The organism is Thioalkalivibrio sp. ALE20 (assembly GCF_000381405.1).
Taxonomy (GTDB): Bacteria; Pseudomonadota; Gammaproteobacteria; order Ectothiorhodospirales; family Ectothiorhodospiraceae; genus Thioalkalivibrio.
On sequence record NZ_KB906472.1, the window covers coordinates 91,418 to 105,975 of the forward strand.

Consider the following 14,558-nt stretch of genomic DNA (forward strand, 5'->3'; position numbering starts at 1 on the left):
GTGCGTTGTGACGGGGTACCGTTCGGTTCTATTCCCCGTCCCCGGATCAGCCCCCTTTGGTGTCGGGCCCTTTGCTGATCCTGCAACTCCAGAGTCCCAGAATGTGGCTGAACGCTTCATGAACGGATCCGTTATCGAGCGGCTCCGGGCCGCATCGCCCCTGATCCGAGTGAAGCCAGCCCCGTATCAATGGCACACTATGCCCTCCCGATGCAATCATTTCCGGATACCGCACCCATGCCCTTCTGCAAGGCCCACCTGTTGCTGCTGATCGTGGTTGTCGTCCTCGGAGGCGCGCAGATGCTGGCCAGCTGCGGGCAGAAGGGCGATCTCTACCTCCCCGAGGACGAGCAGGAGGAATCCCGCTAGATGGACTATTTCGATTACCGCGGGGGCACGCTGCATTGCGAGAGCGTGGACCTCGACGCCCTGGCCCGCCGGGTGGGGACCCCCGCCTACGTCTACTCCCGCGCCACCCTGGAGCGCCATTACCGTGCGTTCGCCGAGGCCCTGATCGGGATGCCGCATCAGGTCTGCTTCGCGGTCAAGGCCAACTCCAGTCTGGCGGTTCTGAACGTGCTGGCGCGCATGGGCTCGGGGTTCGACATCGTCTCCGGCGGCGAACTGGAGCGGGTGCTGCGTGCCGGCGGCGACCCCGCGCGGGTGGTGTTCTCCGGGGTCGGCAAGACCGCGGCGGAGATGCAGCGCGCGCTGGACGTGGGCATCCACTGTTTCAACCTCGAATCGGAGGGCGAGCTGGAACGCCTGGAAGCGGTCGCCGCCGAGCGCGGGGAGGTCGCCCCGGTGTCGTTGCGGGTGAACCCGGACGTCGACGCCGAGACCCATCCCTACATTGCCACCGGCCTGCGCGACAACAAGTTCGGCGTGGCGATCGAGGACGCGCCGGCGCTGTATCGCCGCATCCAGGCTTCCGGGCACCTGGACGCGATCGGCGTGGATTTCCACATCGGCTCCCAGCTGACCAGCACCGAGCCGTTCGTCGACGCGCTGGAACGGGTGCTGGCGCTGGTGGACCGGCTGGCGGAAGACGGCATCGAGCTGTCGCACATCGATGTCGGCGGCGGGCTGGGCGTGCGCTACCGCGACGAGACCCCGCCGGAGCCGGACGTCTGGGCGGCCGCCCTGCGCGAGACCCTGGGCGAGCGGCCGCTGAAGGTGCTGCTGGAGCCGGGCCGGGCGATCGCCGCCAACGCCGGGGTGTTCCTGACCCGGGTGGAATACCTCAAGCACTCGGAACACCGCGATTTCGCGATCGTTGACGGCGCGATGAACGACCTGTTGCGCCCGGCGCTGTACGGCGCGTGGCAGGCGATCGATCTGATCGTGCCGCGCGACGACACCGAGACCCGCAGTTACGACGTGGTCGGACCCGTATGCGAGACCGGGGATTTCCTCGGGCGCGAACGCGATCTCGCGCTGGCCCCCGACGACGTGCTGGCGGTGCGCTCCGCCGGGGCCTACGGCTATGTGATGGCGGGCAACTACAACAGCCGCCCGCGCCCGCCCGAGGTCATGGTGGACGGTGACCACTATCAGATCGTCAACCGCCGCGAGCAGGCCGATCATCTGATGATGCGCGAGAGCATGCTGCCGCGCGATCCCGACGAGGAAGATCCGCCCGGGAGGGTCGATCCGTGATCCCGCGACGGCCCGAGCCCGAGCTGATGCTGGAATCCGGCCAGGCCCGGGCCTATGCCGAGGCGGATTTCGCGCAGCCCCACGAGGGCTTTGTCGATGCCTTCGCCGAGGTGTTCCCGGAGCCGGTGCGCGGCCCGGTGCTGGATCCGGGCTGTGGCCCGGGGGATGTCAGCCTGCGCTTCGCTGCGCGCCATCCCGAGTGCGAGGTCGACGGGCTGGACGGGGCTCCCGCGATGCTGGCGGCCGGGGCTGCGCTGTGTGCGGGGCATCCGGCCGCCGATCGCGTGCATCTGGCCGAGGGTTGCCTGCCCGATGCGCGGGGCCCGCGCGCGCCCTACGCCACCATCATCTGCAACTCGCTGCTGCATCACCTGCATGATCCGGGAGTGCTGTGGCAGGTGATCCGTCGTGACGGCGCCCCCGGGGCGCGGGTGTTCGTGATGGATCTGCGTCGTCCCGATTCGGAGGCCGAAGTGAAACGCCTGGTGGCGGAGCACGCGGCCGACGCCCCGGAAGTCCTGCGGCGCGACTTCGAGCACTCGCTGCATGCGGCGTTTACCCCCGAGGAGGTCCAGGACCAGCTGGCCGCGGCCGGCCTCGACGGCTTCCGCGTGCGGGTCACCAGCGACCGCCACATGGTCATCCACGGGCGGTTGCCGGAGCGCCGGGGATGAGTGCGCTCGCCTTTACCAAGATGCACGGCCTGGGCAACGACTTCGTGGTGTTCGACGGCGTGCGCCAGGCGGTCGCGCTGAGCACCGAGCAGCTGCGCCTGCTGGCCGATCGCCATTTCGGCGTGGGCTGCGACCAGATCCTGCTGGTGGAGCCGCCCGCCGATCCCGCGAGCGCGCTGTTTCGCTACCGCATCTTCAACGCCGACGGCGGCGAGGTGGAGCAGTGCGGCAATGGCGCGCGCTGCTTCGCCCGCTTCGTACGCGAACAGGGCCTGACCGACGCCCGCGAGATCCCGGTGGAGACCCTGGGTGGTCCGCTGGTGCTGCGGGTGGAGGCGGACGAACAGGTCACCGTCGACATGGGCTGCCCGGTGCTGGAACCGGCGCGCATCCCGTTCGAGGCCGACTTCCAGGCACCGGAGTACCCCCTCGAGGTCGGCGACACCTTCCTGAAGATCGGCGCGGTGTCCATGGGCAACCCGCATGCCGTGACCTTTGTCGACGACGTGGGGCAGGCACCGGTGGCGACCCTGGGGCCCGCGATCGAGGCGCATCCCCGCTTCCCGCGCCGCGTGAACGCCGGTTTCGCCGCGGTACGTGATCGCGGGCACCTGGACCTGCGGGTATACGAACGCGGCGCCGGCGAGACCCTGGCCTGCGGCTCCGGCGCCGCCGCGGCGATGGTGGTGGCCCGTCTGCAGGGCCGGGTCGATGACTGCGTGCGGGTCTCGCTGCCGGGCGGGACCCTTGTGCTAAGCTGGGACGGCAGCCCGGAGTCGCCGGTGCGGCTGACCGGCCCCGCAACCACGGTATTCAACGGCAGGATCGATCTATGAGTACAGACCCCTCCAGTGCCTCCCCGGCGGGGGATGGCGCCGAACTCTCGGCGGCCGAGGTCGAGGCCTGGCTGCGCGAGCACCCGGATTTCTTCCTCGACCACCAGGCCCTGCTGGACGTGCTGCGCATCCCGCATCCGGCCGGTGGAGCCGAGTCCCTGGTCGAACGCCAGCTCAAGCGCCTGCGCGAGCAGAACCGCCAGCTGGAGCAGCGCATGCACGAGCTGGTGGAGCGTGCCCGCGACAATGAACGGGTCGGCCGCCAGCTGCACGATCTGGCCCGAACCCTGATGCGTGCGGAGAACCTGGATGCGGTGCTGGCGCTGACGCAGGACGCCCTGCGCGATGAACTGGGCGCCGAGCGGGTGAGCATCCGTCTGGCGGAGCGCGAGGTGCAGGACCTGCACGCCCTGGATACCGCCCAGCTGGCCGTGCTGGAACCACTGTTCGCCCGCGGCCGGGCACAGTGCGGCCGCGTGCCCCCGGACATGCTGAAGGTGCTGTTCGACGATGCGGACGACACGGTGGGTTCGGCGATCCTGATGCCGCTGCTGGCGGACGACGAACGTGTGGGCGTGCTGGGTCTGGCCAGCGCCTCGCCGGATCGTTTCCAGCCGGACATGGGGACCTACTTCGTCACCCATATCGGCGAGCTGCTGGCCGAGTCCATCCGCTGTCATGCCGACCGCAAACAGGCCGCCTGAGTCCGAGCCGCAACCCGACCCCGCCATCGAGGCCTATCTCGCGCATCTGCGTGATGTGCGCGGGCTTTCGTCGCACACCGTAGCTGCGTACCGTCGCGACCTGCGCGAACTGCGCCGGGCCTGGGACGCGCCCTGGACGGAGCTGGATGCCGCCGCGCTGCGCCGCATCGTGGCCGGGCTGGCCCGGGGCGGGCGCCATCCGCGCTCGGTCCGCCGGTTCCTCGCCGCAGTGCGCGGTTTCCTCGATTTTCAGGTGGAGCGTGGCGAGCGCGCCGCCAACCCCGCCGCCGGGCTGCGCGGTCCGAAGACCGACCGTCCGCTGCCCCGCGGGCTGGACGTCGATCAGGCGCAGCAGGCGCTGGATGCCCCGCCCGCCGCCTCCGCTCTGGACGCGGACGATCCCGATTCGCCCCTGGCGCGCCGCGACCGCGCGATGCTGGAGCTGCTGTACGGCTCCGGACTGCGGCTGGCGGAACTGACCGGGCTGGATCTGCCGGACGTGGACCGGGAGGCCGGCATGGTGCGTGTACTCGGCAAGGGCCGGCGCGAGCGCCGGGTGCCCGCCGGACGCATGGCGCTGGCCGCCCTGCGCGACTGGCTGGCGGTGCGCGGCCAGTGGGCGGATGTCGACGAGCCCGCGCTGTTCGTGACCCGACGCGGGCAGCGCATCAGCAACCGCTCGGTCCAGCGGCAGGTCGCCGAGGCCGGGCGCCGGGGCGGGCTCGACGTGCATCTGCACCCGCATCGCCTGCGCCACGCCTTCGCCAGCCACCTGCTGGAATCCAGCGGCGACCTGCGCGCGGTGCAGGAACTGCTGGGGCATGCCGATCTGTCGACTACCCAGATCTACACCCATCTGGACTATCAGCACCTGGCCGAGGTCTACGATGCCGCCCATCCCCGCGCGCGGCGTCACGATCCGGCCGACGAGACGGGTTCGTAGGCGGGCGCAACCGCGTACAATCCCGGTCCGGATCCGACCACCGATTGCAGGAGACCACCGTGGAGCAGTTTCGTGGCACCACCATCGTCTGTGTGCGCCGCAATGGCGCCGTGACCCTGGGCGGCGACGGCCAGGTATCGCTGGGCAACACCGTGATGAAGGGCAACGCGCGCAAGGTGCGCCGCGTCTATCACGACCGCATCCTCGCCGGTTTCGCCGGCGGCACGGCCGACGCCTTCACCCTGTTCGAGCGCTTCGAGGGCATGCTGGAGAAGCACTCCGGCAACATCACCCGGGCCGCGGTCGAGCTGGCCAAGGACTGGCGCACCGACCGCGCGCTGCGCAAGCTGGAGGCGCTGCTGGCGGTGTCCGATCGCGAGAACTCGTTCGTGATCTCGGGCAATGGCGACGTGATCGAGCCCGAGAACGCGCTGATCGCGATCGGCTCCGGCGGCCCCTACGCCCAGGCCTCGGCCCAGGCCCTGCTGCAGAACACCGACCTGCCGGCGCGCGACGTGGTGGAGAAGAGCCTCCATACCGCCGCCGACATCTGCGTCTACACCAATCACAACATCACGCTGGAGAGCCTCGACGCCGAGTGACGCCCCGGCGTCGCCCGCAAGGCTCCCCGGCCGCGACCCTTCAGGACCGCAAGCCATGAGCGACATGACCCCCCGCGAAATCGTCCAGGAACTGGATCGCTACATCATTGGCCAGGACGGGGCCAAGCGTTCCGTGGCCGTCGCCCTGCGCAACCGCTGGCGCCGGCGACAGCTGCCCGAGGCCCTGCAGCCCGAGGTCACGCCCAAGAACATCCTGATGATCGGCCCCACCGGCGTCGGCAAGACCGAGATCGCCCGCCGCCTGGCGAAGCTGGCCAAGGCCCCGTTCATCAAGGTCGAGGCGACCAAGTTCACCGAAGTCGGCTATGTCGGGCGCGATGTGGAGTCGATCATCCGGGACCTGGCCGAAAACGCGATCAAGCAGCTGCGCGAGGAAGAGATGCAGCAGCACCGCGGCCAGGCCGAGGACGCCGCCGAGGAGCGCATCCTCGATGCCCTGCTGCCGCGGCCGCGCAACGCTGGTTTCACCGAGTCCGGCGACGACGCAGCCAACAACGAGACCCGGCAGAAGCTGCGCAAGCGCCTGCGCGAGGGCAGCCTGGACGAGCGCGAGATCGACATCGAGCTCCAGCAGCAGGGGCAGAACGTCGAACTGATGACACCGCCCGGCATGGAAGAGATGGCCAGCCAGCTGCAGTCGATGTTCCAGAACATGGGTGGCCAGAAGAGCCAGCAGCGGCGCCTGAAGATCGCCGATGCCCGGCGTCTGCTGGTGGACGAGGAGGCCGCGCGCCTGGTCAACGAGGAGGAACTCAAGGTCAAGGCGATCGAGCGGGTCGAGCAGAGCGGCATCGTGTTCCTCGACGAGATCGACAAGGTCGCCAAGGGCAGCGAGAAGAGCGGCTCGGATGTCTCCCGCGAGGGCGTGCAGCGCGACCTGCTGCCGCTGATCGAGGGCACCACCGTGTCCACCAAGCTGGGCATGGTGCGCACCGACCACATCCTGTTCATCGCCTCCGGCGCGTTCCACCTGAGCAAGCCGTCGGACATGGTCCCCGAGCTCCAGGGCCGGCTGCCGATCCGGGTGGAACTGGAACCGCTGTCGGTGGAGGCCTTCGTGCGCATCCTGACCGAGCCCACCGCGTCGCTGACCGAGCAGTACGTGGAGCTGATGAAGACCGAGGGTGTCAGCGTGGAATTCCGCGACGAGGGCGTGCAGCGCCTCGCCGAGATCGCCCACGACGTCAATGCGCGCACCGAGAACATCGGCGCGCGGCGGCTGCACACCGTGCTCGAACGCCTGCTGCAGGACGTCGCCTTCCGCGCCCCCGACATCCCGGAACCGGTCGTGATCGACCGCGCGTTCGTCGACGAACGCCTGAGCGATCTGGCCGAGGACGAGGACCTGTCGCGCTACATCCTGTAGCGCCCCAACCCCGGAGCCCGTGCCGGGGTATGCCCGTCGGGGTGCGCGGGCTGGTATCCTCGCCGGCGGCAGTGATTCCGGAACCGCCCTGGCGGTTCCGGGCGTTCCCATCGTCCCGGGCAATCCGGGCGCCGCACGTCGGAGGCCGCATGAGCAGTACGCAACGACCCACGGACATCCAGCTGCACCAGAAGTCGCGCATCCTCGAACTGCGCTACGCCGACGGCTCGCATTTCGAGCTGCCCTGCGAGTTCCTGCGGGTGTATTCGCCGTCGGCCGAGGTGCGCGGGCACGGCCCCGGACAGGAGGTGCTGCAGGTCGGCAAGGAGGACGTGAACATCACCGCGATCGAGCCGGTCGGCAACTACGCGGTCAAGCTGGTGTTCTCCGACGGCCACGATACGGGCATCTACGACTGGGATTACCTCTACAAGCTGGGTACGGAACAGGAGCGTCTGTGGCAGGATTACCTGGAACGGCTGCATCAGGCCGGTCACGAACGCCGCACCCACTGACGCAAGAAGACTCATGAACGACGACGACCCCGGCAAGACCCACTTCGGCTACCAGACCGTTTCCGAATCCGAGAAGACCGAGCGGGTCGGACAGGTGTTCCACTCCGTGGCTTCCCGCTACGACGTGATGAACGACCTGATGTCCATGGGCATCCACCGCGTGTGGAAGCGCTACACCGTGGAACGCGCCGGGGTACGGCCCGGCATGCGCATCCTCGACCTCGCTGGCGGGACCGGCGATCTGGCCAGTGCGTTCGCGCCGCGGGTCGGGCCGAAGGGACAGGTCGTGGTCTGCGATATCAATGCCTCCATGCTGGAGGCCGGGCGCGACCGGCTGATCGACGAGGGCCGGGTCGGCAACATCGAATACGTGCAGGCGGATGCCGAAGTCCTGCCGTATCCCGACGAGTCATTCGACCGCATCACCATGGCCTTCGGCCTGCGCAACGTGACCCGCAAGGAAAACGCGCTGGCGGAGATGCGCCGGGTGCTCAAGCCCGGCGGTCGGGTGCTGATCCTGGAGTTTTCGCAGCCGGTGGCGCCGCTGCGGCCGGCCTACGATGTCTATTCCTTCAAGCTCCTGCCGCTGATGGGCCGTCTGGTCGCCAATGATGCCGACTCCTATCGCTATCTGGCCGAATCCATCCGCATGCACCCGGATCAGGAGACCCTCGCCGGGCTGATGCGCGATGCCGGCCTGGAACGCGTCGAATACGACAACCTGACGGGCGGCATCGTCGCCCTGCACCGCGCTACCCGCCTGTAACAGCCGGAGAAGAATCGCGATGGCCGAGCCTGCAGCCCTGCCGAGCCCCGTCACCGCTCTGGTCGAGACCCTGCTGAACGAGATCCTGGCGGCCGCGCCGGAACCGGCACGCGAGCGCCTGGCCGGCCGCGCGGTGGCCATCGTGGTGGAGCCGCCGGGGGTCGCGTTCAGTCTGGTGGGTGCCGCCGACCGCCTGCAGGTGATCGGGGGCGTGGAAGAACCCGTGGATGCCCGCGTGGCCGGCTCGCCATTGTCGCTGGGGGCGGCCATGGCCCGCGACGACCGCAGCGGCCTGCAGATCGAGGGGGATGCCACCGCGCTGTCCGATCTGCAGCGCGCGCTGGGCGAGGCCGAGCATGACTGGGCGGCCCTGTTCGAACGGGTCGCCGGCGCCGGGTCCGCGGGTCCGCTGCAGGACCTGTTCCGGCGTGCGACCGGCGGCCTGCGTCATGCGGCCACGCGCTCCGCCGAGGACCTGGCCGATTATGCCCGCGACGAGGCGGGCTGGCTGCCGCCGTCCGGGGCCTTCGAGGCCTTCAGCGAGGACGTGGCCCGCCTGCGTGACGATACCGCCCGGCTGGAGGCGCGCCTGCGCCGTCTCGAATCCGGAGACGCCTGACCCCCATGCGACGCAGCTTCTACCAGGGTCTGCGGCTGTGGACCATCGCCCGGGTCCTGGTGCGCTACCGGCTGGACGTCATCCTGTTCACCCTCAAGCCGCTGCGCCCGCTGAGCTTCCTGCTCTATCTCGCGCCATGGAACTGGTTCCGCCGCACCCGGGGCACGCGGGGCGAACGCATCCGCCGCGCGCTGGAGGACCTGGGCCCGATCTTCATCAAGTTCGGGCAGATGCTGTCGACCCGCCGCGACCTCCTCCCGGACGACATCGCGGTGGAGCTGGCGCGCCTGCAGGATCGTGTCCCGCCGTTCCCCGCGAATCAGGCGCGCGCGGTGATCGAGGCCGAGCTGGAACGCCCGGTGGACATCGCCTTTGCCGAGTTTTCCGATACCCCGCTGGCCTCGGCCTCCATCGCCCAGGTGCACGAGGCGCGGCTGCAGGACGGCCGCGAGGTGGTGGTGAAGGTCGTGCGGCCCGGCATCCTGAAGACCATCCGCGCGGACCTCGAGGTGATGCATACCATCGCCGCGCTGGCGGATCGCTACTGGAGCGAGGCCCGCCGGCTGCGCCCGCGCGAGGTGGTGGACGAGTACGAAAAGACCGTCACCGACGAGCTGGACCTGATCCGCGAGGGCGCCAACGCGGCGGCCATCCATCGCAATTTCGCCGACAGCCACCTGCTCTACATCCCGGAGATCATCTGGGACTACACCCGCCAGAGCGTGCTGGTGATGGAACGCATCGAGGGCATTCCGGTGGCGGACGTGGCCGCCCTGCGTGAACGCGGGGTGGACCTGCGGCTGCTGGCGGAGCGCGGCGTGGAGATCTTCTTCACCCAGGTGTTCAAGCACAACTTCTTCCACGCCGACATGCATCCGGGCAATATCTTCGTGGATGCCACCCATCCCGACGACCCGACGTACCGCGCGGTCGATTTCGGCATCGTCGGCTCGCTGCTGGACTCCGACCAGCGTTACCTCGCGGAGAACTTCTACGCCTTCTTCAACCGTGACTACCGGCGCGTGGCCGAGTTGCACGTGGAGTCCGGCTGGGTGCCGAAGGACACCCGGGTCGACGAGTTCGAGGCGGCGATCCGGTCGGTGTGCGAGCCGATCTTTCAGAAGCCGCTGGACGAGATCTCCTTCGGCCAGGTGCTGATGCGGCTGTTCCAGACCGCGCGGCGCTTCGACATGGAGGTCCAGCCGCAGCTGGTGCTGCTGCAGAAGACCCTGCTGAACATCGAGGGCCTGGGGCGCCAGCTGTACCCGCAGCTGGACCTGTGGACGACGGCCAAGCCGTTCATCGAGCAGTGGATGCACGAGCGCATGGGGACGCGAGCCTTCTTCCGCAGCGCGCGCGAACACCTGCCGCGGCTGCTGGCCCATCTGCCGGAGCTGCCGCTGCATGTGGAGAAGGCGTTGACGGTGGAGGAGCAGCGGGCCGAACGCGATGCCGCGCTGCGCCAGCAGATCCGCGAGCTGGAGGACGGTCTCGGCCGGCAGGACCGGCGCCGGCGCGAGGGCCTGGCCGCGCTGGGGCTGCTGGTGGTGGCGGGCCTGACTTTCCAGCTCGACGTGCCGCAATGGCTGGGGATCGCCTGGCCGGCGTGGCCCGCCGGGGTCCTGGGCCTGGGTCTGCTGCTGTTCAGCCTGCGGCCGCTGCCGCCGCGGCCGCAGAACTGACCCGGCCGGCTCCGTTCCTGGCCCGGCCCGGGCCTCAGCCGAGCAGGCCGCGCAGCACGTAGAAGAACAGGATCGCCAGGATCGCCCCGGCCGGCAGGGTCACGATCCACGACATGAAGATCATGCGTACCAGGCGCAGATCGATCGCCGCGATCCCGCGGGCCAGGCCCACGCCGAGGATCGCGCCCACCAGGGTGTGGGTGGTGGAGATCGGCAGGCCGGTGCCCGAGGCCAGCACCACGGTGGCGGCCGCGGCCGCCGTCGCGGCATAACCGCGGCTGGGGGTCAGCTGGGTGATCCCGGTGCCCACCGTGGCGATCACCTTGTGGCCGTAGGTGAACAGGCCGAACACGATCCCGAAGCCGCCCAGCAGCAGCACCCACATCGGCACCAGCGTCTCCGGATCCACCTCGCCGGTCTGGATCACGTCGACCACCGCGGCCAGCGGCCCCACCGCATTGGCGACGTCATTGGAGCCCAGGGCAAAGGCCATGGCGCAGCCGGTGACCACCATCAGCACGCCGAAGACCTTCTCGACGTCACTGAAGTGCGAGCCGTTTTCGTCCGCCGGGATCTCCTCGAACCGCAGCCGGCGGATGGCCAGCATGCCGAACGCCACCACGATCAGGCTGATCAGGATCGCAAGGCCGTAACTCTGTACGGTGGTCAGATTCAGGCCGACATGGGTCAGCCCCTTGAACATGGTGACCAGCGCGGTCACGAAGGCGGTGAGGAAGATGTACAGCGGGGCCCAGCGCTTTGCGTTTTTCAGCGGGTCGACCGTGTCCAGGATCAGGAGCTGCACGCTGCGGAACAGGGCGAACGCGATCGCGCCGCCGATCATCGGCGAAAGAACCCAGGATGCCGCGATGGTGCCGACCCGCTCCCAGCGCACCACCTCGAACCCGAGCCCGACCACCGCGAAGCCGATGATGGCGCCGATGATGGAATGCGTGGTGGAGACCGGCCAGCCGAAATAGGACGCGACCATCAGCCAGGTCCCGGCCGCCGCCAGGGCCGCCAGCATCCCGAACACCAGCAGGTCCGGGCTGTCCGCCAGCAGATCGGAATCGACCATCCCGCTGCGGATGGTCTGGGTTACCTCGCCCCCGGCCAGCCATGCACCGGCGAACACGAAGACCCCGGCCACCACCACCGCCTGGCGGATGGTCAGGGCACGTGATCCCACCGAGGTGCCCATGGCATTGGCCACGTCGTTGGCGCCGATGCCCCAGGCCATGAACAGACCGAAGATGACCGCGAGGGCGAGCAGCACAATGCCGTATTCCATGCCGTCTCCCGAGCCTCGTCTTGTGTCGGGTGGTTACTTGGCCAGCATCAGCTGCAGGCGGCTGCCCACGCGCTGTGCCAGGTCGGCGAGATCGCCAATGGAGTCGATCACGCGATACATGAACATCACGTTCACCGGCGGCAGCTCCGTCTCCCGGGCAAACAGCATTTCGCGGACCTCGCGCTGGGCGTCATCGGCCTCGTGCTCGAGGCTGTCGAGCTTCTGCAGGATGCGGTTGACGACCTCGACCTCGTGGCCGCGGAAACCCGCTTCCACCAGTTCGTCCAGCTCGTTGACCGCACGCCCCGCCTGGTCGACGGTGTCCACGCTGCGCTGCAGGAAACGCTGTACCGGTTCCTGCATGTCGTCGGGGAAACGCATCTGCCGGCCCAGCATCAGCCCGGCGATGTCCTTGGCCTTGTTGGCGATCTGGTCCTGGATGAGGAGGGTGTCGAGGACGTCGCGGCGCGACATGGCGAGCATCAGCCCCTTGGGAAGGTGCAGACGCAGATCCTTCTTCAGGCGGTCGGCATCGTGTTCGAGCTCGACGATGCGCTCCTGATGGGTGCGGGCCGCATCCCAGTCTTCGCGATCCACCGCCTGAATGAACAGCGGCAGTTCCGCGATACAGGAACGGACCTTGTCCATGTGCGCCTGCAGCGGGCGCACCGGGGACCGGCCGAACAGCTCGAAGACAAAGTTCTTGGGGCTCATGGCGGCGCGAAGAGTGTCACAGACCTTTAATCTAGCGCAAACGACCCCGCCGTGCTTACCGGGCGGCTCTGCGTTACACTCGGCTATGAGCTGGGGGTGCCCCGTTGTCGCGAGCGACGAGGGGGCTGAGAGAGTCCCCTTGAACCTGAACCGGTTAACTCCGGCGGAGGGAAGCTCGGTCAACGGTCCGCTGCACCCGGGGTTCCTGCCCCCGCGATCGCCCTGCCCGCGCTCCCTTCGCCCCGTGCGACAGCAGCAGAGGTCCGATCATGAGCGCCATCCCCGAGTCGTTTGCCCGCAAGACCGCCGAGGTCTCCGCCGAAGTCACCCGCCCGTTCCCGAACTCCGGGAAGCGTTACGTCCAGGGTTCGCGTGTGGACATCCGCGTGCCGTATCGCGAGGTCGCGCAGACGCCGACGATGACCTCCGGCACCCCCGAGGAGAACCCGCCGATCCCGGTCTACGACACCTCCGGCCCCTACACCGACCCCGAGGCGACCATCGACCTGCACCGGGGCCTGGCGGATCTGCGTGGTGGCTGGATCGACGAACGCGCGGACACCGAGTGGCTGGACGGCCCGAGCTCGGAGTACGGCCGTGCTCGCGCCGCCGACCCGGAACTGGCCAGCCTGCGCTTCGAGCACATCCGCCCGCCGCGCCGCGCGCAGGCCGGGGCGAACGTCTCGCAGATGCACTACGCCCGCCAGGGCCTCATCACCCCGGAGATGGAGTTCGTCGCCATCCGCGAGAACAACCGCCTGCAGGAGCTGCGCGCCGACCCGCGCTACCAGAAGTTGCTGCGAAGCCACGCCGGCGAGTCGTTCGGGGCCTCGATCCCTGACGAGATCACGCCCGAGTTCGTGCGCGACGAGATCGCCCGCGGCCGCGCGATCATCCCCGCGAACATCAACCACCCGGAGCTCGAGCCGATGATCATCGGCCGCAACTTCCGGGTGAAGGTCAACACCAACATCGGCAACTCGGCGGTCTCCTCGTCGATCGAGGAAGAGGTCGAGAAGCTGGTGTGGTCCGCGCGCTGGGGCGGCGACACCCTGATGGACCTGTCTACCGGCAAGAACATCCACGAGACCCGCGAGTGGATCCTGCGCAACTCGCCGGTGCCGATCGGCACCGTGCCGATCTACCAGGCGCTGGAGAAGGTCGACGGCAAGCCGGAGGACCTGACCTGGGAGCTGTTCCGCGACACCCTGATCGAGCAGGCGGAACAGGGCGTGGACTACTTCACCATCCACGCCGGCGTGCGCTTGCAGTACGTGCCGCTGACCGCCGACCGCGTGACCGGCATCGTCTCGCGCGGCGGCTCGATCATGGCCAAGTGGTGCCTGGCGCATCACGAGGAGAACTTCCTCTACACCCGCTTCGACGAGATCTGCGAGATCATGAAGGCCTTCGATGTCTCGTTCTCGCTGGGTGACGGCCTGCGCCCCGGCTGCCTGGCGGACGCCAACGACGCCGCGCAGTTCGGCGAGCTGGAGACCCTGGGCGAGCTGACGCAGAAGGCCTGGGCGCACGACGTGCAGGTGATGATCGAGGGCCCCGGCCACGTGCCGCTGCAGAAGGTGAAGGAGAACGTCGACAAGGAGCTGGAGGACTGTTTCGAGGCGCCGTTCTACACCCTCGGCCCGCTGGTGACCGACATCGCCCCGGCCTACGACCACATCACCTCCGGCATCGGCGCGGCCAACATCGGCTGGTACGGCACCGCGATGCTTTGCTACGTGACACCGAAGGAACACCTGGGCCTGCCCAACAAGCAGGACGTACGCGACGGCATCATCACCTACAAGATCGCCGCCCACGCCGCCGATCTGGCCAAGGGCTTCCCCGGGGCGCAGCTGCAGGATAACGCCCTGTCCAAGGCACGCTTCGAGTTCCGCTGGGAAGACCAGTTCAACCTGGCACTGGACCCGGAGCGCGCGCGCGAATTCCACGACGAGACCCTGCCCAAGGATGCGCACAAGGTCGCCCACTTCTGTTCCATGTGCGGCCCGAACTTCTGCTCGATGAAGATCACTCAGGACGTGCGCGACTACGCCGCGGCCCAGGGGCTTTCGGAACAGGAGGCACTGGAAAAGGGCATGCAGGAGAAGGCGGTGGAGTTCGTCGAGAAGGGCGCGCAGATCTACCGCGAGGTGTGAGCCGCCG

General features: G+C 68.7%; 15 protein-coding genes and 1 riboswitch. Of the genes, 13 read left to right on the forward strand and 2 right to left on the reverse strand.

Translation table 11 applies throughout. The annotated features are described in order from the left end of the window. Positions 1 to 237: 237 nt before the first annotated feature. The 12 genes from F790_RS14125 to ubiB all read left to right on the forward strand — a co-directional run bounded on the left by F790_RS14125 (position 238) and on the right by ubiB (position 10,387). Positions 238 to 369 (forward strand): lipoprotein, encoded by a 132-nt coding sequence (locus F790_RS14125; protein WP_019022573.1) that lies wholly within the window; start codon positions 238 to 240, stop codon positions 367 to 369. Beyond that, positions 370 to 1,659, forward strand: a complete 1,290-nt coding sequence (gene lysA, locus F790_RS0103810; RefSeq protein WP_019590875.1) for a diaminopimelate decarboxylase — start codon at positions 370 to 372, stop codon at positions 1,657 to 1,659. Beyond that, complete coding sequence (locus F790_RS0103815) at positions 1,656 to 2,333, forward strand: trans-aconitate 2-methyltransferase (protein WP_019588936.1); 678 nt, start codon at positions 1,656 to 1,658, stop codon at positions 2,331 to 2,333. Before lysA ends, F790_RS0103815 begins: the two co-directional genes overlap by 4 nt. Continuing rightward, positions 2,330 to 3,169 carry a diaminopimelate epimerase gene (dapF, locus tag F790_RS0103820; protein ID WP_019590876.1) on the forward strand — a complete coding sequence of 280 codons (840 nt, stop codon included), beginning with the start codon at positions 2,330 to 2,332 and terminating at the stop codon, positions 3,167 to 3,169. Before F790_RS0103815 ends, dapF begins: the two co-directional genes overlap by 4 nt. Beyond that, positions 3,166 to 3,873, forward strand: a complete 708-nt coding sequence (locus F790_RS0103825) for a DUF484 family protein (protein WP_018868856.1) — start codon at positions 3,166 to 3,168, stop codon at positions 3,871 to 3,873. The genes dapF and F790_RS0103825 overlap by 4 nt, the downstream gene beginning before the upstream one ends. Then, the gene (locus F790_RS0103830; protein WP_019569361.1) at positions 3,848 to 4,816 is read left to right on the forward strand and encodes a tyrosine recombinase XerC; all 969 of its coding nucleotides are present in this window, start codon (positions 3,848 to 3,850) and stop codon (positions 4,814 to 4,816) included. The genes F790_RS0103825 and F790_RS0103830 overlap by 26 nt, the downstream gene beginning before the upstream one ends. A 59-nt stretch (positions 4,817 to 4,875) precedes the next feature. Beyond that, on the forward strand, positions 4,876 to 5,418 hold the full coding sequence (gene hslV, locus F790_RS0103835) for an ATP-dependent protease subunit HslV (protein WP_019641486.1): 543 nt from the start codon (positions 4,876 to 4,878) through the stop codon (positions 5,416 to 5,418). A 55-nt stretch (positions 5,419 to 5,473) separates the two neighbouring features. After that, positions 5,474 to 6,805, forward strand: a complete 1,332-nt coding sequence (hslU, locus tag F790_RS0103840; RefSeq protein WP_019022578.1) for an ATP-dependent protease ATPase subunit HslU — start codon at positions 5,474 to 5,476, stop codon at positions 6,803 to 6,805. 149 nt (positions 6,806 to 6,954) lie between these two features. Next, the gene (locus F790_RS0103845) at positions 6,955 to 7,320 is read left to right on the forward strand and encodes a gamma-butyrobetaine hydroxylase-like domain-containing protein (protein WP_018868852.1); all 366 of its coding nucleotides are present in this window, start codon (positions 6,955 to 6,957) and stop codon (positions 7,318 to 7,320) included. 13 nt (positions 7,321 to 7,333) lie between these two features. Continuing rightward, a complete protein-coding gene (gene ubiE / locus F790_RS0103850; protein ID WP_018868851.1) occupies positions 7,334 to 8,086 on the forward strand; it encodes a bifunctional demethylmenaquinone methyltransferase/2-methoxy-6-polyprenyl-1,4-benzoquinol methylase UbiE in 753 nt (250 codons plus the stop codon). Between the two features lie 19 nt (positions 8,087 to 8,105). Continuing rightward, positions 8,106 to 8,705 carry an SCP2 domain-containing protein gene (locus tag F790_RS0103855; protein ID WP_019590877.1) on the forward strand — a complete coding sequence of 200 codons (600 nt, stop codon included), beginning with the start codon at positions 8,106 to 8,108 and terminating at the stop codon, positions 8,703 to 8,705. A 5-nt stretch (positions 8,706 to 8,710) separates the two neighbouring features. Then, on the forward strand, positions 8,711 to 10,387 hold the full coding sequence (gene ubiB / locus F790_RS0103860; protein WP_019590878.1) for a ubiquinone biosynthesis regulatory protein kinase UbiB: 1,677 nt from the start codon (positions 8,711 to 8,713) through the stop codon (positions 10,385 to 10,387). Between the two features lie 34 nt (positions 10,388 to 10,421). Here ubiB and F790_RS0103865 read toward each other — a convergent pair whose 3' ends face one another. After that, the gene (locus F790_RS0103865; RefSeq protein WP_019022582.1) at positions 10,422 to 11,678 is read right to left on the reverse strand and encodes an inorganic phosphate transporter; all 1,257 of its coding nucleotides are present in this window, start codon (positions 11,676 to 11,678) and stop codon (positions 10,422 to 10,424) included. Positions 11,679 to 11,711: 33 nt separating this feature from the next. Then, a complete protein-coding gene (locus F790_RS0103870; RefSeq protein WP_019022583.1) occupies positions 11,712 to 12,392 on the reverse strand; it encodes a TIGR00153 family protein in 681 nt (226 codons plus the stop codon). Positions 12,393 to 12,474: 82 nt separating this feature from the next. Further along, a riboswitch (TPP riboswitch) is annotated at positions 12,475 to 12,581 on the forward strand. Positions 12,582 to 12,661: 80 nt separating this feature from the next. On the opposite strand from F790_RS0103870, the gene thiC reads away from it, so the two are divergent. Further along, positions 12,662 to 14,551, forward strand: coding sequence for a phosphomethylpyrimidine synthase ThiC (gene thiC, locus F790_RS0103875; protein WP_019590879.1), 1,890 nt, complete (start codon positions 12,662 to 12,664; stop codon positions 14,549 to 14,551). Positions 14,552 to 14,558 lie beyond the last annotated feature (7 nt).